Origin of the sequence: Shewanella sp. SP1S2-4 (genome assembly GCF_031932075.1) — a bacterium.
GTDB lineage: Bacteria > Pseudomonadota > Gammaproteobacteria > Enterobacterales > Shewanellaceae > Shewanella > Shewanella baltica.
In genome coordinates, this window is record NZ_JAUOET010000010.1 from 1 (window position 1) to 21,144 (window position 21,144).

At 44.4% G+C, this 21,144-nt stretch carries 19 protein-coding genes; 7 read left to right on the forward strand and 12 right to left on the reverse strand.

Annotation, left to right across the window (positions count from 1 at the left end; genetic code table 11):
• The coding region (locus Q4Q52_RS11105) for a helix-turn-helix domain-containing protein (protein ID WP_409373422.1) at positions 1-233 on the reverse strand (233 nt) is incomplete at its 3' end.
• 119 nt (positions 234-352) lie between these two features.
• Positions 353-2,995: a type I DNA topoisomerase gene (gene topA / locus Q4Q52_RS11110; protein WP_311990637.1), complete on the reverse strand. Its 2,643-nt coding sequence runs from the start codon at positions 2,993-2,995 to the stop codon at positions 353-355.
• 330 nt (positions 2,996-3,325) lie between these two features.
• Here topA and astB point away from each other — a divergent pair, with 330 nt between their 5' ends.
• Positions 3,326-4,660, forward strand: a complete 1,335-nt coding sequence (gene astB, locus Q4Q52_RS11115) for an N-succinylarginine dihydrolase (protein WP_311990638.1) — start codon at positions 3,326-3,328, stop codon at positions 4,658-4,660.
• Between the two features lie 126 nt (positions 4,661-4,786).
• Here the strand turns inward: astB and Q4Q52_RS11120 are convergent, their stop codons facing one another.
• On the reverse strand, positions 4,787-7,243 hold the full coding sequence (locus Q4Q52_RS11120) for a hypothetical protein (RefSeq protein WP_311990639.1): 2,457 nt from the start codon (positions 7,241-7,243) through the stop codon (positions 4,787-4,789).
• Between the two features lie 222 nt (positions 7,244-7,465).
• Between Q4Q52_RS11120 and Q4Q52_RS11125 the strand changes: the two genes are divergently transcribed.
• From Q4Q52_RS11125 to Q4Q52_RS11140, 4 genes are all read left to right on the forward strand, one after another.
• On the forward strand, positions 7,466-8,788 hold the full coding sequence (locus Q4Q52_RS11125) for a dicarboxylate/amino acid:cation symporter (RefSeq protein WP_311899639.1): 1,323 nt from the start codon (positions 7,466-7,468) through the stop codon (positions 8,786-8,788).
• A gap of 210 nt (positions 8,789-8,998) precedes the next feature.
• Complete coding sequence (locus Q4Q52_RS11130; RefSeq protein ID WP_311990640.1) at positions 8,999-9,358, forward strand: hypothetical protein; 360 nt, start codon at positions 8,999-9,001, stop codon at positions 9,356-9,358.
• A 187-nt stretch (positions 9,359-9,545) separates the two neighbouring features.
• The gene (locus Q4Q52_RS11135; RefSeq protein WP_006081964.1) at positions 9,546-10,220 is read left to right on the forward strand and encodes a response regulator; all 675 of its coding nucleotides are present in this window, start codon (positions 9,546-9,548) and stop codon (positions 10,218-10,220) included.
• Positions 10,211-11,560: a sensor histidine kinase gene (locus tag Q4Q52_RS11140; RefSeq protein WP_311990641.1), complete on the forward strand. Its 1,350-nt coding sequence runs from the start codon at positions 10,211-10,213 to the stop codon at positions 11,558-11,560. Before Q4Q52_RS11135 ends, Q4Q52_RS11140 begins: the two co-directional genes overlap by 10 nt.
• Positions 11,561-11,641: 81 nt before the next feature.
• Here the strand turns inward: Q4Q52_RS11140 and Q4Q52_RS11145 are convergent, their stop codons facing one another.
• On the reverse strand, positions 11,642-12,337 hold the full coding sequence (locus Q4Q52_RS11145) for a 2OG-Fe(II) oxygenase (protein WP_311990642.1): 696 nt from the start codon (positions 12,335-12,337) through the stop codon (positions 11,642-11,644).
• A 118-nt stretch (positions 12,338-12,455) separates the two neighbouring features.
• Between Q4Q52_RS11145 and Q4Q52_RS11150 the strand changes: the two genes are divergently transcribed.
• Positions 12,456-13,718, forward strand: a complete 1,263-nt coding sequence (locus Q4Q52_RS11150) for a DUF3391 domain-containing protein (RefSeq protein ID WP_311990643.1) — start codon at positions 12,456-12,458, stop codon at positions 13,716-13,718.
• A 196-nt stretch (positions 13,719-13,914) separates the two neighbouring features.
• Here Q4Q52_RS11150 and corA read toward each other — a convergent pair whose 3' ends face one another.
• From corA to cobB, 4 genes are all read right to left on the reverse strand, one after another.
• A complete protein-coding gene (corA, locus tag Q4Q52_RS11155) occupies positions 13,915-14,862 on the reverse strand; it encodes a magnesium/cobalt transporter CorA (protein WP_311989272.1) in 948 nt (315 codons plus the stop codon).
• Between the two features lie 126 nt (positions 14,863-14,988).
• Positions 14,989-15,360: a hypothetical protein gene (locus tag Q4Q52_RS11160; protein ID WP_311990644.1), complete on the reverse strand. Its 372-nt coding sequence runs from the start codon at positions 15,358-15,360 to the stop codon at positions 14,989-14,991.
• A 372-nt stretch (positions 15,361-15,732) separates the two neighbouring features.
• Positions 15,733-16,182: an ATP-binding protein gene (locus Q4Q52_RS11165; RefSeq protein WP_311990645.1), complete on the reverse strand. Its 450-nt coding sequence runs from the start codon at positions 16,180-16,182 to the stop codon at positions 15,733-15,735.
• Positions 16,179-16,910: a Sir2 family NAD+-dependent deacetylase gene (cobB, locus tag Q4Q52_RS11170; RefSeq protein WP_311905710.1), complete on the reverse strand. Its 732-nt coding sequence runs from the start codon at positions 16,908-16,910 to the stop codon at positions 16,179-16,181. Before cobB ends, Q4Q52_RS11165 begins: the two co-directional genes overlap by 4 nt.
• A gap of 257 nt (positions 16,911-17,167) precedes the next feature.
• Between cobB and fur the strand changes: the two genes are divergently transcribed.
• The gene (fur, locus tag Q4Q52_RS11175) at positions 17,168-17,599 is read left to right on the forward strand and encodes a ferric iron uptake transcriptional regulator (RefSeq protein WP_106650752.1); all 432 of its coding nucleotides are present in this window, start codon (positions 17,168-17,170) and stop codon (positions 17,597-17,599) included.
• A gap of 82 nt (positions 17,600-17,681) precedes the next feature.
• On the opposite strand, the gene Q4Q52_RS11180 is transcribed toward fur, so the two are convergent.
• The 4 genes from Q4Q52_RS11180 to sucC form a co-directional block, all read right to left on the reverse strand.
• On the reverse strand, positions 17,682-18,179 hold the full coding sequence (locus Q4Q52_RS11180; protein WP_106650753.1) for a GNAT family N-acetyltransferase: 498 nt from the start codon (positions 18,177-18,179) through the stop codon (positions 17,682-17,684).
• A gap of 103 nt (positions 18,180-18,282) precedes the next feature.
• Positions 18,283-18,690, reverse strand: coding sequence for a nucleoside diphosphate kinase regulator (gene rnk, locus Q4Q52_RS11185; RefSeq protein WP_220590440.1), 408 nt, complete (start codon positions 18,688-18,690; stop codon positions 18,283-18,285).
• Between the two features lie 380 nt (positions 18,691-19,070).
• A complete protein-coding gene (gene sucD, locus Q4Q52_RS11190) occupies positions 19,071-19,943 on the reverse strand; it encodes a succinate--CoA ligase subunit alpha (protein WP_107947892.1) in 873 nt (290 codons plus the stop codon).
• Entirely contained in the window at positions 19,943-21,109 is a 1,167-nt protein-coding gene (sucC, locus tag Q4Q52_RS11195; protein WP_006081976.1) for an ADP-forming succinate--CoA ligase subunit beta, read from the reverse strand. The genes sucD and sucC overlap by 1 nt, the downstream gene beginning before the upstream one ends.
• Positions 21,110-21,144: the final 35 nt, after the last annotated feature.

Genomic DNA, 21,144 nt, shown 5'->3' on the forward strand with positions numbered 1-21,144 from the left:
GGGGTTTCTTTTGACTTAGGCATAAGGGGATGCTGAAAAGGTTTCGACCAATCGAGTCTACCATGTTTTCTAAGCCAAACGAGTACAGTTGAACGGCCTTGAATACCAAAATGGGCTTGGGCTTGTTTGTACGTCATTTCGCCTTTTTCAACACGCTCTACAACGCCTAATTTAAAGGCTAAGGTGTAATCTCGTTGTGTGCGCTTACGGCTTGAGTTAATTGATGTTGTCATAAAGAAGTCCTCTTTATGTCAACGTATTTCAGGACGGGACACGAAACAAAAAAAAGCCAAGTCATCATTGACTTGGCTTTTTTGTTATTATCTTGCCGTTAAGCTAACTCAATCCGCCGCTATGCGCTTTTCTTGGCTTTCTTGGTGGTCTCACTTACCCACTTGCCATTAACGTAATGCGCTGACCAACCAGTAGCTTTACCGTCGACTTCAGTCGCAACGTATTGCTCTTTCGTCTTACGGCTAAACTTCACCGCAGCTTTATTGCCTTCGTCATCAGTGACGGGGGCATCGGCTAAATACTGGTATTTAGGCCACAGTAGTTCACGGTATTGAACCAGCTCTTCAACCAGAGGTGCGCGGGTTTCCCGTGATTTAGGGAAAGTGCTGGCTGCTAAGAAGATCCCTGCTGCACCATCACGTAATACGAAATGGGCATCCGATTTGCTGCATTTCAGATCAGGCAAATAGATAGGATCTTCTTTTGGTGGCGCAGCCTCACCGTTCTTCAGTAATTTACGGGTATTTTTACATTCGCTATTGGTACAACCAAAATACTTACCAAAACGGCCGTTTTTCAGTTCCATGTCGTGGCCACAGCGATCACACTCAATCAGCGGACCTTCATAGCCTTTGATCTTGAATTGGCCTTCTTCGACTTCATAGCCTTCACAAATCGGGTTGTTACCACAGACGTGTAGCTTACGCTTCTCATCGATGAGGTAACTGTCCATTGCGGTACCGCAAATACCACATCGATGCTTAGCACGCAGCGCATCAGTCTCGGCATCTTCACTGTTTTCACTGATCGCCTCAACGCCAGGCGTGAGGTTCATCGTTGTCTTACAACGCTCTTTAGGCGGTAATTCATAACCAGAACAACCAAGGAAAACCCCAGTTGTTCCCGTGCGTATCCCCATAGGACGGCCGCAGGTTGGGCACTTGATATCCGTCATCACCATTTGGTTCAGACGCATACCACCTTCTTCGGGATCGAGCTCCGCTTTTTCTAATTGCTTAGTAAAGTCAGCATAGAAACCATCGAGCACTTTTTTCCAGTCTAACTCGCCGCGAGCCACATCATCCAATGTTTGCTCCATGCTGGCGGTAAAGTCATAGCTCATCAAATCAGCAAAACTGCTGACTAATCGCTCGCTGACAATTTCACCCATTTTTTCGGCATAGAAACGACGATTCTCAACTTTTACATAACCTCGATCTTGAATCGTTGAAATGATGGTTGCGTAGGTCGATGGACGGCCAATGCCACGTTTCTCTAATTCTTTAACCAAAGAGGCTTCGCTGTATCGCGCTGGCGGCTTAGTAAAGTGTTGCTTAGGCTGCAACTCTTTCAATGCTAATACATCGCCTTGCGCCACAAATGGCAACGTATTGTCTTCTTCGTTTTTCTTTTTGAGTGCAGTTTGCACCCGAGTCCAACCATCAAAACGTAAAGTACGTCCCGTTGCTTTAAGCTCATAGTCACCCGCTTTTACGGTCAACTTAGTGGCATCATATTGTGCTGGCGTCATCTGACACGAGACAAACTGGCGCCAAATCAGCTCATATAAGCGCTGAGCATCACGCTCCATGTCTGATAAGCTTGCCGCTTGTACCTGAACATTCGATGGACGAATCGCTTCGTGAGCCTCTTGTGCGCCTTCCTTAGAACCGTAGCGAATGGGTTCAGCGGGTAGATATTTATCACCAAATTCTTTGGCAATCATATCGCGCAAGCTTTCAACGGCTTCTTGACTCAAATTGGTCGAGTCGGTACGCATATAAGTGATATGACCGGCTTCATAAAGTCGCTGGGCCATCATCATGGTCTTCTTGACACCGAAACCTAAGCGCGTACTCGCTGCCTGTTGCAATGTCGACGTAATAAAGGGCGCAGAAGGTTTGCTTTGGGTCGCTTTGTCTTCGCGGGCCAGCACGGTAAAACTCGCCGCCGATAACGCTTGAACCGCGGCCATCGCTTGCTGTTCGTTGATGGGATTAAAGGCAGCATCTAGATGCTTAACCACTTCCATCCGCAAAGCTTCTTGAGCTGGCGTATTGAGCTCTGCATGTACATCCCAAAACTCTTCAGGCACAAAAGCTTTAATTTCACTTTCACGTTCAACCACTAAGCGAACAGCAACCGACTGCACTCTACCTGCGGACAAACCGCGAGCGACTTTTTTCCACAGCAGTGGCGACACCATAAAACCGACAACTCTGTCTAAGAAGCGACGAGCTTGCTGGGCATTAACCATGTTAGTGTCGAGTGTCGACGGCTTGCTAAAAGCGTCTTGAATCGCAGACTTAGTAATTTCGTTGAAAACCACACGTTGATACCGTGAAGGATCACCACCAATCACCTCTTGCAAATGCCAGGCGATAGCTTCTCCCTCACGGTCTAAGTCGGTTGCGAGATAGATTTGGTCGGCAGAATCGGCAAGTGCCTGTAACTCTTTAACGACCTTTTCTTTACCCGGCAAAATTTGATACTTAGCTGCCCAGCCCTTTTCAGGGTTTACGCCCATGCGAGACACCAGCGCTTGCTGATCTTTCACCTTTTTATATTGAGCTTTTTCTTCTGGCGACATTTTCTTAACTTCGGCAGCGGATTTAACCTTTTCATTGCCTTCTGAAGTCGATGATGTCGGCAGATCACGGATGTGACCTACGCTCGATTTAACGATGAATTCTTTGCCAAGATATTTATTAATAGTCTTAGCTTTGGCCGGTGATTCGACAATAACTAGCGATTTACCCATAGTTTAATTTGCGCCAAAAAATCTCAAGAAGGTGGAAATTGGCACCATATATAGAGGGTTGTACTGATAGTTTCAAGTTAATCCCTCTTTTATATGTACCAGCGAGTCACTTTTTAATCAAAGTTGAAAAAATGTAAAAATATAATATGCGTAATTAAAAACTAATATTTCATTATTTGCCAGCAAGCAAGAAATAGTTATGCATTTATCGTGAAAAAGTCGCTTTGAGCACAAAACCGTCCGCTTGTGCACTCGAAAAGCTTCAGTATACTGGGTTCCCTCAGGGACCATATGAACAAATAATAACTTTCCCTATCACAAGGATAAGCAATGAAGCACTTTGAAGCGAATTTTGATGGACTCGTTGGACCAACACACAATTACGCAGGGTTGTCTTTTGGCAATGTCGCCTCTCTCAGCAATGCCGCCTTAGTTTCCAACCCCAAAGCTGCTGCGAAACAAGGACTCCAAAAAGCCAAAGCACTTGCCGATATGGGCATGGTTCAAGGCATGTTAGCCCCTCAGGAGCGTCCAGACCTCTACACATTGCGCCGAATTGGATTTTCCGGCTCTGACGCCAATGTATTAAAACAGGCTGCGAAAGAAGCGCCTATGCTGCTTAATGCCTGCTGCAGTGCATCCAGTATGTGGACTGCCAATGCCGCAACTGTCTCACCAAGTGCAGATACGCGTGACGGCAAACTGCATTTCACCCCAGCAAATTTAGTCGATAAACTGCATCGCAGCATCGAGCCCCTCACAACGGGGCGCATATTAACAGCAACTTTCAGTGATCCCCACTATTTTCATCACCATAGTCACTTACCTGAGCATAATAGCTTCGGTGATGAAGGTGCGGCGAACCACACTAGGCTATGTATCGAGTACGGCCATGCCGGTGTAGAATTGTTCGTTTATGGACAAGAAGCCACCAATCCCAATGCCCCTAAACCGCAAAAGTATCCAGCAAGACAAACCTTAGAGGCATCGATGGCAGTGGCACGCTTACATCAGCTGGAAGAGGATAATTGCGTCTTCATCCAGCAGAATCCTGATGTCATTGATCAAGGCGTATTCCATAACGATGTTATCGCAGTCGGTAACCAGAATGTGCTGTTCTATCATGAACAAGCCTTCTTAAATACCCAACATAAAATTGATGAAATTAAACGTAAGCTCGATACCGAACTGTATTTCATTGAAGTGCCCACCGCCAAAGTGGCGATTAACGACGCAGTCAAAAGCTATTTATTCAATACCCAGATTATTACGCTTCCCTCTGGTGAAATGGTCATTGTTGCCCCAACTGATTGCCAAGAAAATCCCGCCGTATTTGCCTATTTGAATGAACTACTGACACTAAACACCCCCATTAAGCAAGTGCTTTACTTCGACGTAAAACAAAGCATGCAAAATGGCGGCGGTCCCGCCTGCCTTCGTTTGCGTGTTGCGATGAATGAGATGGAAGTCGCGGCCGTAAATCAACACACCTTAATGAATGATGCCTTATTTGCGCGTTTAAATCTTTGGGTAGACAAACATTACCGTGACAGATTAACCACCCAAGATCTTGCTGACCCTCAGATAATCATCGAATCACGCACTGCATTAGATGAGCTCACGCAAATCATGAAACTAGGTAGCGTGTATCAGTTCCAGCGATAATGAATAAATATAATTCCAAAAACTAGACAATAAAAGCGCACAATTAAGTGCGCTTTTAACTTATATTATTGACCCGTCCTAAATAGCGTTAACACTTGTCGATAATTTTATTTCATAGACAATAGACTAGTGGATAACGACAGGGATCGTTGCAATCTGCGTTAAAACACCTTTTTTAGTCAGTGCTTCAATCACTAATGACCCTGCATCAGGTTGGTCAGCACCTTTTATAAGAACGCTATACTTTCCTGCCCCGTTATCATTTGAAGATGCGATAGTGAAAGAGCCTTTACTTGCTAAGCTACCAGCTGAGGGGGTAAACGTAATGACTGTTCCTGAAGGCAAAGGCTGATTATGTAAATCCCCAATAATAATAGTTACGCCACCAGTCGACTTACCAATAATGTCAATCGTATTGTTATCGTTTAGACCATCACACACATCAACTATAGCTTTATCATCAATACAACTATCAGTAATTACTGGAACAGAAGCCATAGCATCACTACCCGACATTACCAAGACTAACGAAGCACGCACATTCAGCGAAGTATTACCCGCTGCACATCCGGCATGTTTACTGCCATTAGCATCCAATTGGCACAAACTACCATTGTATAAACCATCTGCTTGGTCATAAACGCCATTACTATTAAAATCAGTAAACACTTCAGCATCCCCTCCCTCTTCACCACCAGCTACACTTGGGTTAAAAGTACGGTCTTCATTATGGTCGACAAACGCTTCACTTAAGTCATATGGATTACCCGATACATCCTTTTTGCTTAAAAAATTCGCCACTTCAGATGCGTCAAAACGTCCATTGCTATTAGTATCTGGGAAAGACTCTTCACCGATAGCCGTAGCTAATATCGTCACGCGTCCACCATAAGGTTGACCCAATTCCGCATCTAACGAAGGTTCTTTACCTTGCATTGCTAACGTATCACCAGTAGGGCGAGGATTTTGGCTTGTCCATTTAACTGAACAAGCACCATTAACTGTCAAACACGAAGACGCTATCACACCGCCCTCTGTGGTAAAGGAAACAGCTGTGCCATCGGGTACAGGGTTGTTGAATGCATCAGCCAATCGTGCCGTCACATCAACCTCAATGCCATCGTAGTCCCAACCTTCAGGGCTTAGGTTTGATGCCGATAAAGAAAAGCTATCTTGGTCAGGTAAACCTGTCGAAATAACTAATTGATTCGATTGACTTGATATTGCTGGCGTACTGCCAGCAACCACTGCAGTAACCCTGACACTTGTTGATACTGAGCCCGAATTAACTACCGTTTGAACAACTCCCTGACCATTTGTAGTAGCAAACTCAGGATCAAGAGTGATATTGCCAACTTCAGTATTGAGTGAGAAATTCACACGTTGATTACTAACCGGAATACCATTTTTATCCATTACTTTAAATTTCACGGTTGAGGCTTCTGCCCCACCGGTTCCTTTAAGCCTAATGACTTCGGGTAATGCCTCTAGGAAAAAGATACTGCCGACACTTGCTGGTAAGACATTTACCGTCGCCTTGGCGGTTAGAGATTTTCCACCAACATTTGCGCTTATATTTATAGTATCGTCCCCCACACAACCTTTTGCTAAGTAGGTGCTGGTTGCAATACCATTAACCGCGACTACAGGCGTGCTTAATTCAGCTTCAGCATTCGCCTTCAAAGCACAAACAGAGGTGAATTGCACTTCAACTGGATCGGCAAATGGATTTCCTGCGTCATCCTGAATAGCTACAGAGACACTTGAAGTCCCACCCGCTGAAACAACCGAAGGCTCAACGGATGCAACACCATTTTGAAATGGAGAACCACTCCCCATAAATACATTAGTCGCACCGATACTAAACACTAGTGGTTCCGATTTTTCTCCCGTTAGTAACGTTGCTGTCGCACTACCTGCACCCGGCTGGGTACCTGCTAAAATTTGAACATAAGCAACACCTTGTTCTGTAACCGCGGTATCAATGGGTAATTCACCGCGCGTACTGGAAAATTGCACAATTGTTTGCTTGGAAATACCTGTCACATTAGCAATGAGATAACCAGGTGAAAGTGACGTTATTGCTTTTATTGGTGTATTTGATTCAAGATCGCTCACCAACATCAAAGATACCTGAGCACCGCCAGTTGATGCGCCACCATCACCTTTAGTGTTAAATTCAATAAGATTTGATGTTACAGCTGTCCCGCTAGCAGGCGTATATGTTGCAGTAATCCCACCAGAACCCAGCTTATTTCCCGGTAAAACATCAATAGAAACTTTGCCATCAGCATTAGTCACACCACTATCAGGTGTTAAAACCCCGTCACCTTCTAAACTAAAAATAATGCGCCCAACATAAGGGCTACCATTTTTAGTTAATGTAGCATTCAATTTTCCAGGGATTGCATTCGAAATATCTGTTATTACCTGACCATCTGAGTTTACTAATTCCAATTTAACAACAAACTTATCAGATGGTGTCGTGCCGGAACCATCATCGGAGATGCTGCCTCCACCACCACATGCAATTAAAAAAAGTGAACACAATCCTGCGAGAAAAACCTTATACGCTGACTTCATTGTCAGGCTCCCTGTTACTCTGATGATGATACTTAAGCTAGACGCTTATTACTTATAGGCTAACATTACACAATTTTCACCAATTTTACTCGCTACAACCTTATTTTATTTCACAAATAACACAAATACTTTAACGCTATTTGTCATTTCATCTTCGCCGTTTTCTTGCTAGTCTTGTGAGCGCCAAAAAATAGAATGTATAAAAAACACACAGGACTCCCCATGGCAATTTCGATAAAAAATAAACTCGGCCTTACAAGTAAAATTCTGATCGGTATGGGAACAGGTATTGTCTTAGGTCTCATACTCCGCAATGCCTTTCCAGAAAGCGATATCGTAAAAGACTATATTACCGAAGGTTTTTTACATGTTATCGGTACCATTTTCATCTCCAGCTTAAAAATGTTAGTTGTTCCTTTAGTCTTTATTTCATTAGTTTGTGGCACTTGCTCACTGAGTGAGCCTTCAAAATTAGGCCGTTTAGGGGGCAAAACCCTTGCTTTCTATTTATTCACCACCGCAATTGCTCTCGTAGTTGCGATTGTCAGTGCCGTACTTATACATCCAGGGAACGCTTCACTCGCTTCAGAAAAAATGGAATACATTGCCAAAGAAGCGCCCAGTCTTTCAAGCGTGATTATCAATATAGTCCCCACCAATCCGATGCAGGCATTGAGTGAAGGCAATATGCTGCAAATCATTATTTTTGCGGTTATTTTTGGCTTTGCTATTGCCCATATTGGTGAACGAGGTAAACGAGTTGCGGCTTTGTTTGAAGATTTAAATGAAGTCATCATGCGCGTCGTGACACTGATTATGCAATTGGCACCTTATGGTGTGTTTGCGCTGATGGCAAAACTAGCATTAACGCTTGGTTTAGAGACCTTTGGTAGCGTAGTTAAATATTTCTTCGTGGTTCTCGGTGTATTACTGGTCCATGCGTTTATTGTTTATCCGACACTTCTAAAACTCTTCTCAGGCCTCAATCCATTAATATTTATTCGTAAAATGCGCGATGTGCAATTGTTTGCCTTCTCAACAGCAAGTTCAAATGCCACTTTACCTATTACCATAGAAGCCTCTGAGCATAGATTAGGGGTCGATAATAAGATTGCTGCCTTCACGCTCCCCTTAGGTGCGACCATTAATATGGATGGCACTGCAATTATGCAAGGTGTGGCCACTGTATTTATCGCCCAGGTTTTTGGCATTGAACTCTCGCTCACCGATTATGCCGCTGTTGTTGTGACAGCAACATTGGCATCCATTGGTACAGCTGGCGTTCCGGGTGTTGGACTTATCATGCTGGCCATGGTATTGAATCAAGTTGGATTACCGGTTGAAGGTATTGCATTGATTATCGGTGTTGATCGCCTACTCGACATGGTACGTACCGCAGTTAACGTGACGGGCGACTGTGTCGCAACAGTGATTATTGCGAAATCTGAAGGTGAATTTAACGAGCAAGTGTTTAACAACACACAAGCGGGTAAGGCTGCTAGAAGTTTTGATGAGCAAGTTCATCATTCAGATAAATCTAACTAGCCTTAGTTAAATACCCATCACGCCCAGCCTCTGTGTTGGGCGTTTTTATTTATATTTTTTGTTCACACTTAAACCTGCGCTGTTTGTTTACATTAATGATGCCAATTCATTTTTCTAAAATTAGTAAAATGTGAACATGCCAATAGTACGGAAGTTTGTTTTTAGATACATTATGTTTACTATTTTGATACGTTAATTGGAGTTGAACAAATGTGGTGGAGAAGTCTTTGGATCCTGATAGCTTGCTGGCTATTGTGTGCCCACTTTGTACGTTATGAACAAATTAGCTTTGCCATCCCCTTTGCAATTGCGCCCTTAGCTTTATGCTTTAATTCGGTTTATTTACTGCGTTTATTACAAGTTCTATTATTTGTGAGTGTCTTTACCGTCTGGGGTGTCACCACGATTGAAGCGATACAAATGCGTTTAGCGCAAGAAGCGCCTTGGTTGAGATTATCTTTTATTATGATGGCGGTGATGTTATTTACCTTAGGTGCAATTATCTGTGGTAACGGTATTTTGCGGATCAGAAAACAAAAGTCTCCTTGGGGAAATTCACCGATACGCTAGCAATTCATCAGTAAAACTTTCATATTCAACAATAAATGAGTACTTATTTTGACCACACGTTCTGCTCGGTCAGCAAAGGTTAAGTTCAACTAAGATATGCTGATACTCTATTTAGTTATCAGTGTGATTTTGCGTAGACTGCTTTGCTAACTAAGGCTTAGCTCATCCACTTTAAGGCATGTATATTATGAGAATTTTGGTTGTTGAAGACGATCCTATTTTATCCCACCACTTAAAAGTGCAATTAAGCGATCTCGGCAATCAAGTTCAAGTGGCGCTCACTGCCAAAGAAGGTTTCTATCAAGCCACGAATTATCCCATCGATGTGGCTATTGTCGATTTAGGTTTACCCGATCAAGATGGCATTAGCTTAATTGAACAACTCAGAGAAGCGGGTCTTAAAGCGCCGATATTAATCCTCACCGCCCGAGTTAATTGGCAGGATAAAGTCGAAGGCCTTAATGCTGGTGCCGATGACTATTTAGTCAAGCCCTTTCAAAAAGAAGAACTCGTCGCGAGACTCGATGCCTTAGTACGCCGCAGCGCAGGTTTTGTTAAACCTGTGATTTGCAGTGGAGAATTAAAACTTGATCTCGCCGCTAAACAAGTCACTCTGAGCGATGAAATCATGGAAGTCACTGCCTTTGAATATTTGATCCTCGAATATTTAATGCGTCATTGCCATGAGGTGGTTGCCAAACAACGTTTGCTCGATGTGATTTATGGCGATAAAGAAGGCGATCCGAATACAATTGAAGTCATGGTCAGCCGCCTACGTAAAAAACTGACCCGCGATGGGATAGACAACCCAATCGTCACCATTCGCGGCCAAGGATATAAATTTAACCTGCCATGCAATTAAGATTAAAATTTAAGAAACGTCTGCTGACGCGGATGTTTCTCACCTCACTATCGATTATTGCCTTAGTGGGTTTTGGGCTCGCATGGATGGTCAATATCCTGCATGCGCAGAATAGTTATAACGAAGAAACCGCACAACTCATTGCAGAAATTCCCCAAGTCGCCGCCGAATTACGGGAGCACGATCTCATCCCCGATACCAGTGCGTGGCTGGAGGAAAATAATAAGCAAGAACGCTATGTGATTGCGAGTTGTGATGAAAAATTCAAACAAGTTTGGACTTCATCCCTCGCAGTAGACCGTGGCTTATTTGATACTTGCGAGCGTTTTAACGAAATTCGCAACGATTCTCCGCCCTATTATCTTACTATGGCCGATGACAGAGGTTACTTCGTCTATTTGCTCGCGGTGGAAATTGCTAGCGTACATTACAACCTGCTCGTCCTCAAAGATGCCGCTAAACTCGAGCAGGAATACAGTAAGTTCAGTAAACGCACTTATATTCGACTCGCCATGGTATTAGCCTTAGCGTTAATTCTATTGGTCAGCGCCGCCTATTGGGGAATGCGCCCCTTAGTACGGATGCAGAATGAACTGCAATCGATTAACCAAGGTAAGAGTAAATCACTTTCTGAGGGTTATCCTGTTGAACTCGAAGGGGTAACCCAAGCACTCAACCAAATGCTGCAACAATCGAGCGCCCAACAACAGCGCTATCAAAATGCCATGAATGACTTAGCACACAGCCTTAAGACCCGCTTAGCCGCTGTGCATGCCATCACAGATGACGCCAGTTTGAGTAAACAATCGGCGAGCGAAAAAATCATGGAACAGGTCAGCCAGATGGATCAGCTGGTCAAATATCAATTAAAACGCGCCATGTTAGGCCGCCAAGGCCTGAAGCAAGAACAGACTGTGATTGCGCCCTTAGTCGATCAATTAGCGCAAATGTTATTTAAAATTTACCGCGATAAGCAAGTGCAGTTCTCAGCGAGCATTCCCCCTTCCTTAATGTTCCCCGGCAACAAGGGCGACTTGATGGAGCTGTGTGGTAACCTGATGGAAAACGCTTTCCGCTTATGTATCAGCCAAGTACATGTATTGGCTAAGCTTAATTCACAAGGTGAGTTTGAACTTATCGTCGAAGATGATGGCCCAGGTGTCGAAGAAAGCCTTAGACAGAAGATTATCCAACGCGGCGTGCGAGCCGATACCCAGTCACCAGGACAAGGTATCGGATTAGCCGTATGTGATGAAATCGTTCACAGCTACGGTGGTAGTTTAAAAATTGAGGAAAGCCGCTTAGAAGGTGCACTCTTTAGGATCAGTATCCCTGTTTAAGGACAGGGATAGCTCACAACAAAGGCTAAATACAAATAGTTAAAACAAGGATGTGTAACTATGTGTGAATAGTGAACTTTATCAGGCAATCACAGCGTATAACTGCTCAGCTCGATTGAACATGATCCAAGAGGTAGCAATATATTTGTCACCACTCACAGGTTTATTACCCCTATGCGTATGAGTAAATCCCGCAGGTGCTATCACCATAGTGCCTTTTTTCGGGGAAATTTTACGCTGCTGATAATAAAATTCGGTTTCACCGCCCTCTTCCACATCATTTAAATAAAACATGTAAAGCACGACGCGATGCAAGGCTTCATTGTGACCATTCTGCGGGAATTGCTCCGAATGCCAGTGGGGATAACCGCCTTTATTCTGCTGATACTTTTGAACATTAATACTGCCACTGCGATACAAATACTTCACTAAACCATCGGCCCTAGGCGCACCCAGCGCCGCAAAATTAGCAGGGTTTAGCGTTACAGGTTGGCCTTGTTCATCACTCACAGACACTGCGACCGCGCCCATTAGCGCCATTGAGTACTTTGTGAAATAATCTACTGCGCCCTTTAAGGTATAACCTAAGAGTTCGTTTCTGAGGGGCTGCAGGTCGACGAAACTATCTAAAGCCAAATCGCGGCTGATCTTCTTCTCCAAATCAACGCCATTGCCCGTTTGTCCATCAACAACGCCAGCGTGTTGCTCAAATGCCAGAATGAGACGGTCACACAAGTCATTCGGCAACGCATTAGGGTATACTTCAATAAAGTCCATACTTCCTCAATGGATTGACTACTTTCTAGGCTTACTATGCTGACATGTTAGTTAAGTAATTGTAAAGCAGCATCATTGAGATAAAATAACTCACATTAGGCTTCACGATAACAAGAATATGAAAAAAAGCTGTAAAGTCTCAGTCCATCAACTTCAAGTCGGCAACTTTGTGCGTTTGCCTGTGGCTTGGAAAGATCATCCCTTTTTATTCAGTAGCTTTCATATTAAACAAGCTGCACAAATCGAGTTGATTAAAAATCTAGGCATCGAGCATGTCATTGTCGATTTAGAACGCAGTGATGTCGCTCCCATAGATGCTGACGCAGTCAACCCAATCAAATTACCGCCAAGTGCTGAGATCAATGTGCTTAAGAACGACATGGATCAGTACAAGGCCGAACAAATCGAAGTGCAAAAAAAATTACGCCGCGATATTCATAAAACCGAGCAAAACTTTACCCGTTCGGTAGCCATGATGCGCAGCCTCATCTCTAAGCTGCGTAATCGCCCCTTAAATGCGGTCGATGACGCCAAAGATTTAGTACACTCCATCGTCGAACAGCTGCTTAATTCAGATAACTTAGTGCTACATTTAATGAGCGATGCTAAGCAGGATGAAAGCATTTACTACCATTCTTTGAACGTCGCGATTCTTTCCATGTTGATCGCTAAAGAACTGGAATGGGATAGAAGTGAGATTGAAACAGTGGGTCTCAGTGCCCTATTCCACGACGTGGGTAAATTAAAAGTCCCGCCACAAATTCTTAAAAAATCGACCCCTTGGTCGGCGCCAGAACTTAATTTCATCAAGCAGCATCCGTTACTTGGGATTGAGCTGCTCAAATTAGCCGATAATTTTCCCCAAGCGGCCTTGGCTCCCATCACCAATCATCACGAGTGTCTCGATGGCAGTGGTTATCCCAAAGGCCTAAAGGAAGAGGCTCTCGATAAAGTTTCGCAATTGATTGCGGTAGTGAACGAATATGACTCCCTGTGTTATCCAAGCCAACAGGGCAAAGCCAGAATGCCCTATGCCGCTCTGGGACATTTATACAAGCAATACAAAACTAAGCTTAATCAAGAATACATTGGCAAGATGATCAAGATGCTCGGCATTTATCCTCCCGGCAGTGTGGTGGAATTATCCAGCGGTCAATATGCCATGGTGATGTCGGTTAACTTAACTAAACTGCTATGCCCTAAGATATTGGTTTACGATGCGTTAGTCCCTAAAGATCAAGCGCCTATCGTTGATTTAGAGATTGAAGGGATAAGCATAGTGCGCTGCTTACCCCCTGCGGCGCTTCCTGAAAAAGTTCACGAGTACTTGAATCCCCGCGAACGAGTGAGTTACTACTTTGGTGGTGACAGTCGTAAATGATGACTGAGTTAAATAGCCTTACAGTTGGTGCATAACTGGCGGCACTGATTTAATCAAAGTCATAGAGTTAGACTCGTGACATAAAGCTCATTAAATCAAGTGAAGTGATTAAATCACAGTGATAAGAATAAGGGTCGAATATAATATTCGACCCTTATTCTTTTATTCGACAAAACCAACACGTCTAGCGGCTGACTTATAACCAATGTTTACGTTTAAAGAAGAAGTAAGTACCGGCGGCACTGGCTAACATCATCATAATCGCCATAGGGTAACCGTATTGCCACTCAAGCTCAGGCATACTGGTAAAGTTCATCCCATAACTACTGGCAATCAAGGTTGGCGGCAGAAACACCACAGCGGCAACCGAGAAGATTTTAATGATTTTGTTCTGTTGCAGGCCACTGAAACCCATGGCCGCATCAAGCAAGAAGTTTAATTTATCGAAAATAAATTGACTGTGGGGCATCAGCGACTCGATATCCGATAACATTTCCCGCAAATCCTTCAAGTGCTCATCGGATAGCTGACCACGATAGTAACGCTGCATATAACGCAGTGAACGCTGGGTATCGAGCAAACTCAAACGGATTTTACCATTGGAGTCTTCTTGCAGAGTGATGAGCTTAAATACATCGTCAAGCTCATCGTTATCAAACACTTGCTCACCGACATTTTCGAGAACAGTGTAAACGTCTTCGATTAAGTCAGACAGATAATCCACTTTCAGATTAAATAATTCGAGAAATAATTCCTGCGGCGTCGACACGTCTAACCGGCCCAAACGTAAATAGTTACGTAGCAAGCGGATAAGACCGACGTCTTCTTCACGGATTGTCAGTAAAAAATTGGCCCGAAGGTTGAAGGACACGTTAACACCACGCACATCTTGGCCGACACGCTGGGGAAATAACGAATTGATGTGCAAGCCGTCGCTGTTTTGATAAAAACGTGCAGAGGCCTCAATTTCATTGATATCTTCTTCGTCAGGCACTTCTTCAACAGAAAAATGACTTAACCATTCTCGCTCCGCATCATCGGGTTTATACAGATCTAACCAAATGGTCGACGCGGGAATACTGTCCAGTATGCCGAGCTCTGTCACAGTAAGGTGACGATTTTCATACACATAAGCAGTAATCATTTGTCCTCCTGAAAAAAACTTAAGTTAACGATCCCACTTAAGTGCAGGCTAAAAAATTGTCGCTAGTTTACCGCATAAGTTGGCAATGAAAAGGCGCGAAGGATAATTTAGTAAAATAAATATGCCTTAATCGGTCTCGATGATCGTCAGCCGTTCTTGGGTCGAAAAGCGAATATGGATGCCATCGATCGTCACCATTTTCGAATCTGAAATATCGCCTTTGCGCACGCGATACTCGCCGTTATTGTCGGTATTGGGTGACACGATTCTTACCGTGACTATTTTGTGCTGATCGCGCCAATACCAAACACTATAACTGAGCACACTCAGTCCAAGCACCACAAACACGCCTGTGAGTAAATAACGACGCCACAGGGGTTCATTTAAACGTTTAGTGCTGATATTCGCGGCCTGAGGCACAATTTGTCGCTGGCGCTTCATCAGCAAAAACCAAGCGCCAGCAATGACTAAGACTGTCAGTAAAATTTTAGTGAGCATGGCCCCTTCCTTTGATGTACTTAGCCTGCGCGCAATAATTAATATAATGCCAACTACAATCGAGCATTAACTCGTTAATGTCACACATAAGTTCGCGCATTATACATTGACCATCATACGCTGACTTAAGTGGATAAACTGTCTTTGGGATCAAGCTTAAGGCTCACAGCTAAAGAGATAAGGAAAATGGCGAGTAACAGTATGCAAAAGCAACAGCTTGAAACAGAGTACAACAGCCTTGTTACAGGACAAAAATGACAGGACGAAAAGTGACAGGGCGAAAACATCGCAGGGCAAAGGTAAAGTAAAGGGCCTAATCAGATTTACCGCGACAAAAGCGTCACAGTACTCATGATGACTTAGCGCCTTATTTTAAAAATCCTCAAATACCTTTGCCATACGTTGAATTTGCGCCAAAGGCACGCCATGACGATTACGTTTTGCGCATTCCAACTGATGGGCAGGATTGCTCGGTTCGCCTATCAGCATAATTCGGACTTGATAACCTAAGGCTTTTGCCGCCGCTTCATAGGCCATGTATTCCCAGCGGCACAGATTAGTGTTATCGCAAATCACCACGGGCTCGCCTGAAGACAGCGCCTGAATAAACCCCGCCAAATTACATTGATGGTACTCAGGTAACTTCTTGGCATCGAAGCGGTATTCATCTTGGTGATAGAAAAAGCTATCGGTCGAAAATACGCAGCGTTGGCGCACGCTGATGGCTTTTTCTAAAGGAAGGGAAAGAATATAAGTTTCAACCCAATATGACTTACCACTGCCCGGTAAACCACGCATAATAATCGCGATTTTATTACTCATGCATTCGACTCACTGCCAATCACTCGGCCCGCTAAAATAGTCTCGACCAACTGAGGCACTAGCTCCCCCGCTTTGCCCGTGAGATGGTACTGGAACTGACTGTGTCTATCGGGTGCCATCATATTCACTTCAACCGTTTGCGCGCCGTGATGATTAGCTGTATCAACAAAGCCTGCGGCAGGATAAACAGTACCAGAGGTGCCAATGGCAATAAACAAGTCGCAGTTATCGAGCGCATCGTGGATACGGTCCATTCCTAAGGGCATTTCACCAAACCACACCACATGGGGGCGTAATCGCTGAGCCGGAATACAACAAGTACAGCAATTATCGGCACCAAAGAGCTCACGTAAAATAAAAGTCTGACGCGAACGCGGACAACGGCCTTTGGATAATTCACCGTGCATATGCAATAAGCGGCGCGAGCCCGCACGCTCATGCAGATCATCAATATTTTGTGTGATGATAAGTAATTGACCTTTAAAGTCCGCTTCCAACTTTGCCAAGGCCACATGCGCTGCATTGGGTTCAACCGTGCCACTGTGCAATTGCTGCCAACGACTATTGTAAAAGCGTTCCACAAGTTCAGCATCACGTTCATACCCTTCAGGTGTGGCAACGTCTTCAATATGATGTTCTTCCCACAAACCATCTTGATCGCGAAAGGTGCGTAATCCCGATTCCGCAGAGATCCCCGCGCCAGTTAACACCACAATTTGCTGGTACATGCCGATTCCTTATTATTTTATTTATTTGAATTATTCTTACTGACTTTGGCAGCCGTGAATATTATTCCTTGGTATAACCATACAAAAACTATGCTTGAATTGCCGCAAAATATTGTGATTTAACGCCTATTGACACAATTTATCTGCATATCGCGCTATAAAGCCAGAACAAAGGTTTAAGTTTTCAACCTGAGCCCCTATAATGGCAAACACTATCCACGGATGAACCTATTGGTTCTGCAATCAAGAGATTAGCAATGACAGATGGAAATCAAGCGCTAAAAAAAGCGGGTTTGAAAATTACCCTGCCACGAGTCAAGATCCTAGAACTGATGCAAGGACCTGAAAACCAACATATCAGTGCAGAAGATTTGTACAAGAAGCTGCTGGATTTGGGTGAAGAAATTGGTCTAGCCACCGTCTACCGTGTGTTAAACCAATTTGATGATGCTGGCATTGTCAGTCGTCACCATTTTGAAAGCGGTAAAGCTGTTTTCGAACTCTCAACTCAGCATCACCATGATCACTTAGTATGCCTGTCGTGTGGTAAAGTGATTGAGTTTTCAGATGAAGTTATCGAACGTCGTCAAGATGAAATTGCCATGAAACACAACATTAAGCTGACGAATCACAGCTTATATTTGTACGGCACTTGCACCAATGATACCTGTGAGCATAACGACGCTTAGTCGACTTCAGCTTTCATCGCCGAGACACAAAAAACCAGCTTTAGGCTGGTTTTTTTATTGGATGATGTTAATCGGCAAATCGTTATAATAGCTTGGCGTAGATATTCACTTTATGGCCCATAAACTCATTTTGCTCGCGCCAGTGCATCCCCACTCGCTTAGCCACGCCTTCTGAACCGAGATTCCCTTCTAAGATAAGTGCAATTGTCTGCTCTATGCCAAAACGCTTAAATTCGGCTAATGCAGCAGATGCGGCCTCAGTGCCAATCCCTGTGCCCCAATACTCAGGGAAATAACGATAACCCAGTTCGACTTCATTAAATTCTGCAATGAATTTCGGGCCACAAAAACCGATCACACGTTTATCGGCTTTATGCTCTACCGCCCAGCGACCAAAACCATGTTGCTGATAATCGGCTTGGATCACCTGGTGAAATAACTCAACCGCCTGCTCACGAGACGTAAAAGCAGCAGTGGGAATGTATTTCAGCATCGCCGGATTACTGTTCATCAAATACAGGGCTTCACAATCTTGCTCAGTAAATGGCCGAATAATTAATCGTTCAGTTTGGGTTATCATCTTTACTCCTTCAAAAATGGATCGCTTAATACATCAGCCTATCGATAAATGGTTACTATTGGCGTAACGTCAACGACACTACGCCAGAACCTTAAGCTTAAGCTTAACGGTGGTAATCACCACTGCGCTCAGGCTGATACAGGATTTCTTCAATACGCACTTTTACCATAGAACCACCAGGGCCTGGCCATTCAATCTCATCGCCTTGAGACAACCCTAATAATGCACTCCCCACCGGCGCCAAAATAGAAATCGTGCCCGCGCCATTGATGTCTTTTGGATATACTAACCGTAAACAGAAGGTTTCATTACTGGATGAAACGCTAAACTTCACTTCCGAATTCATGGTCACCACATTTGCTGGCATCTGAGATGCAGGCACGATATCGGCCCTGTCTAATTCAGCCTCCAATGCCGCTTTGCCCGGAAACGCATTTGCCGGCAGTGACTCCAATAATCGCTCTAGTCTTTCTAAATCGATTTCCGAAATAATGATTTTAGGTGTTTTCACAGTCTTTCCCTCGTAAAGAAACGTGATGTTCAAGCCGTGACTCAGGCTAACATCGACTCAGTGGCTTACCCTCCCCCAATGCGGTAAGCCCCATAATACAAATACGCTCGCAGCGATAGGCTGCAACCGTGTGATAAAAATTTGAATTCAAGATATTTTGCAGAAACAGCACTGAAGCCATAAGCACTTAGCTCATGGTTAATGGCTCTCATCACGCTATGCTCGCCCATGGCGCAGGCGACTGCTGAGTAGAGAAGCATCAATCTAACCCGTAGAAGAAAAAATATCTAGTCTTCATGGTGTTAGCTCAATCCCATTCCTGTCTTATACAGCCAATAAAAAAGGCGCCTTAGGCGCCTTTTAGTATCGAACGGTTTAGCTTACCAACCAGTACGAGTACGCAGCGCTTTGCCGATATCAGCTAGCGAGCGGACAGTTGTCACGCCAGCTGCTTCTAATGCAGCAAATTTGTCTTCTGCAGTACCTTTACCGCCAGCGATAATCGCGCCAGCGTGGCCCATACGCTTACCAGCAGGTGCAGTTACACCCGCAATGTAAGACACAACAGGCTTAGTTACGTGTGCTTTGATGTAAGCAGCCGCATCTTCTTCAGCGTTACCACCGATTTCACCGATCATCACGATCGCTTCAGTCTGTGGATCGTTTTGGAACATTTCCAATACGTCGATGAAGTTAGTACCTGGAATTGGGTCACCACCGATACCTACGCAAGTAGATTGGCCGAAACCTTCATCAGTCGTTTGCTTAACCGCTTCATAGGTCAGTGTACCTGAACGTGAAACGATACCCACTTTGCCTTTTAAGTGGATGTGACCTGGCATGATGCCGATCTTACATTCACCTGGGGTGATAACACCTGGGCAGTTAGGGCCGATCATGCGAACGCCAGTTTCTTCAAGCTTCACTTTAACTTGCAGCATGTCAAGTGTAGGAATGCCTTCAGTGATACAAACGATAAGCTCAATGCCACCGTCGATAGCTTCAAGAATGGCATCTTTACAGAAAGGAGCCGGAACATAGATCACAGAAGCAGTCGCGCCAGTAGCAGCTACAGCGTCTTTCACAGTGTTAAACACTGGCAGACCTAAGTGAGTTTGACCGCCTTTACCAGGAGACACACCGCCCACCATTTGCGTACCGTAATCGATAGCTTGTTGTGAGTGGAATGTACCTTGACCGCCAGTGAAACCTTGGCAAATTACCTTGGTATCTTTATTGATTAAGACAGACATTATTTGCCCTCCGCAGCTTTAACAACTTGCTCAGCCGCGTCAGTCAGACTGGTAGCTGCAATGATATCAAGACCTGATTTAGCTAATACTTCACGGCCAAGTTCAGCGTTAGTACCTTCTAAACGAACCACAACAGGTACTTTAACGCCCACTTCTTTAACAGCGCCGATAATACCTTCTGCGATCATGTCACAACGTACGATACCGCCGAAAATGTTAACCAGAACCGCTTTCACATTGCTGTCAGACAGAATGATTTTGAAAGCTTCTGCTACACGTTCTTTAGTCGCGCCGCCGCCTACGTCTAGGAAGTTCGCTGGCTTGCCACCGTGCAAGTTAACGATATCCATAGTACCCATAGCCAGACCAGCACCGTTCACCATACAGCCAACGTTACCGTCTAATGCTACATAGTTCAGTTCGAACTTAGCAGCGTGAGCTTCGCGGGCATCATCCTGTGATGGATCGTGCATGCCTTTGATTTTTGGTTGACGGTAAAGTGCGTTACCGTCGATACCGATTTTACCGTCTAGGCAGTGTAGGTTGCCTTCAGTGGTAATAACCAGCGGGTTGATTTCAAGCAATGCGAAATCATGATCAACGAACATAGTCGCCAGACCCATGAAAATCTTAGTGAACTGCTTCATTTGAGTTGGGTTTAAACCTAACTTGAAGCCAAGATCACGTGCTTGATAACCTTGTGGACCAGTCAAAGGATCGATGATTGCAGTGTGGATGAGTTCTGGCGTTTCTTCTGCCACTTTCTCAATTTCAACACCACCTTCAGTCGACGCCATGAACACTACGCGACGAGTCGCGCGGTCAACAACGGCACCTAGGTACAGTTCGTTAGCAATGTCGGTGCAGCTTTCTACTAAAATTTTAGCAACTGGCTGACCTTTCTCATCAGTTTGATAAGTCACCAGATTTTTGCCTAACCAGTGTTCGGCAAAGGCTCTGATTTCTTCTTTATCGCCAGTGACTTTAACGCCACCCGCTTTACCGCGGCCGCCTGCGTGTACTTGACACTTAACAACCCATAAATTTCCGCCAATATGGCCTGCCGCTTCTACAGCTTCTTGGGCTGTATCACATGCAAAACCTTCTGACACTGGTAAACCATATTCGGCAAATAAGGATTTTGCCTGATACTCATGCAAATTCATGATGATCTATCCGTATACTTCTAATCAAATCCAAC

Coding starts and splice junctions, on each gene's coding strand:
- topA (WP_311990637.1), bottom strand. CDS start 2,995: ATGGGTAAATCGCTAGTTATTGTCGAATCACCGGCCAAAGCTAAGACT.
- astB (WP_311990638.1), top strand. CDS start 3,326: ATGAAGCACTTTGAAGCGAATTTTGATGGACTCGTTGGACCAACACAC.
- Q4Q52_RS11120 (WP_311990639.1), bottom strand. CDS start 7,243: ATGAAGTCAGCGTATAAGGTTTTTCTCGCAGGATTGTGTTCACTTTTT.
- Q4Q52_RS11125 (WP_311899639.1), top strand. CDS start 7,466: ATGGCAATTTCGATAAAAAATAAACTCGGCCTTACAAGTAAAATTCTG.
- Q4Q52_RS11130 (WP_311990640.1), top strand. CDS start 8,999: ATGTGGTGGAGAAGTCTTTGGATCCTGATAGCTTGCTGGCTATTGTGT.
- Q4Q52_RS11135 (WP_006081964.1), top strand. CDS start 9,546: ATGAGAATTTTGGTTGTTGAAGACGATCCTATTTTATCCCACCACTTA.
- Q4Q52_RS11140 (WP_311990641.1), top strand. CDS start 10,211: ATGCAATTAAGATTAAAATTTAAGAAACGTCTGCTGACGCGGATGTTT.
- Q4Q52_RS11145 (WP_311990642.1), bottom strand. CDS start 12,337: ATGGACTTTATTGAAGTATACCCTAATGCGTTGCCGAATGACTTGTGT.
- Q4Q52_RS11150 (WP_311990643.1), top strand. CDS start 12,456: ATGAAAAAAAGCTGTAAAGTCTCAGTCCATCAACTTCAAGTCGGCAAC.
- corA (WP_311989272.1), bottom strand. CDS start 14,862: ATGATTACTGCTTATGTGTATGAAAATCGTCACCTTACTGTGACAGAG.
- Q4Q52_RS11160 (WP_311990644.1), bottom strand. CDS start 15,360: ATGCTCACTAAAATTTTACTGACAGTCTTAGTCATTGCTGGCGCTTGG.
- Q4Q52_RS11165 (WP_311990645.1), bottom strand. CDS start 16,182: ATGAGTAATAAAATCGCGATTATTATGCGTGGTTTACCGGGCAGTGGT.
- cobB (WP_311905710.1), bottom strand. CDS start 16,910: ATGTACCAGCAAATTGTGGTGTTAACTGGCGCGGGGATCTCTGCGGAA.
- fur (WP_106650752.1), top strand. CDS start 17,168: ATGACAGATGGAAATCAAGCGCTAAAAAAAGCGGGTTTGAAAATTACC.
- Q4Q52_RS11180 (WP_106650753.1), bottom strand. CDS start 18,179: ATGATAACCCAAACTGAACGATTAATTATTCGGCCATTTACTGAGCAA.
- sucD (WP_107947892.1), bottom strand. CDS start 19,943: ATGTCTGTCTTAATCAATAAAGATACCAAGGTAATTTGCCAAGGTTTC.
- sucC (WP_006081976.1), bottom strand. CDS start 21,109: ATGAATTTGCATGAGTATCAGGCAAAATCCTTATTTGCCGAATATGGT.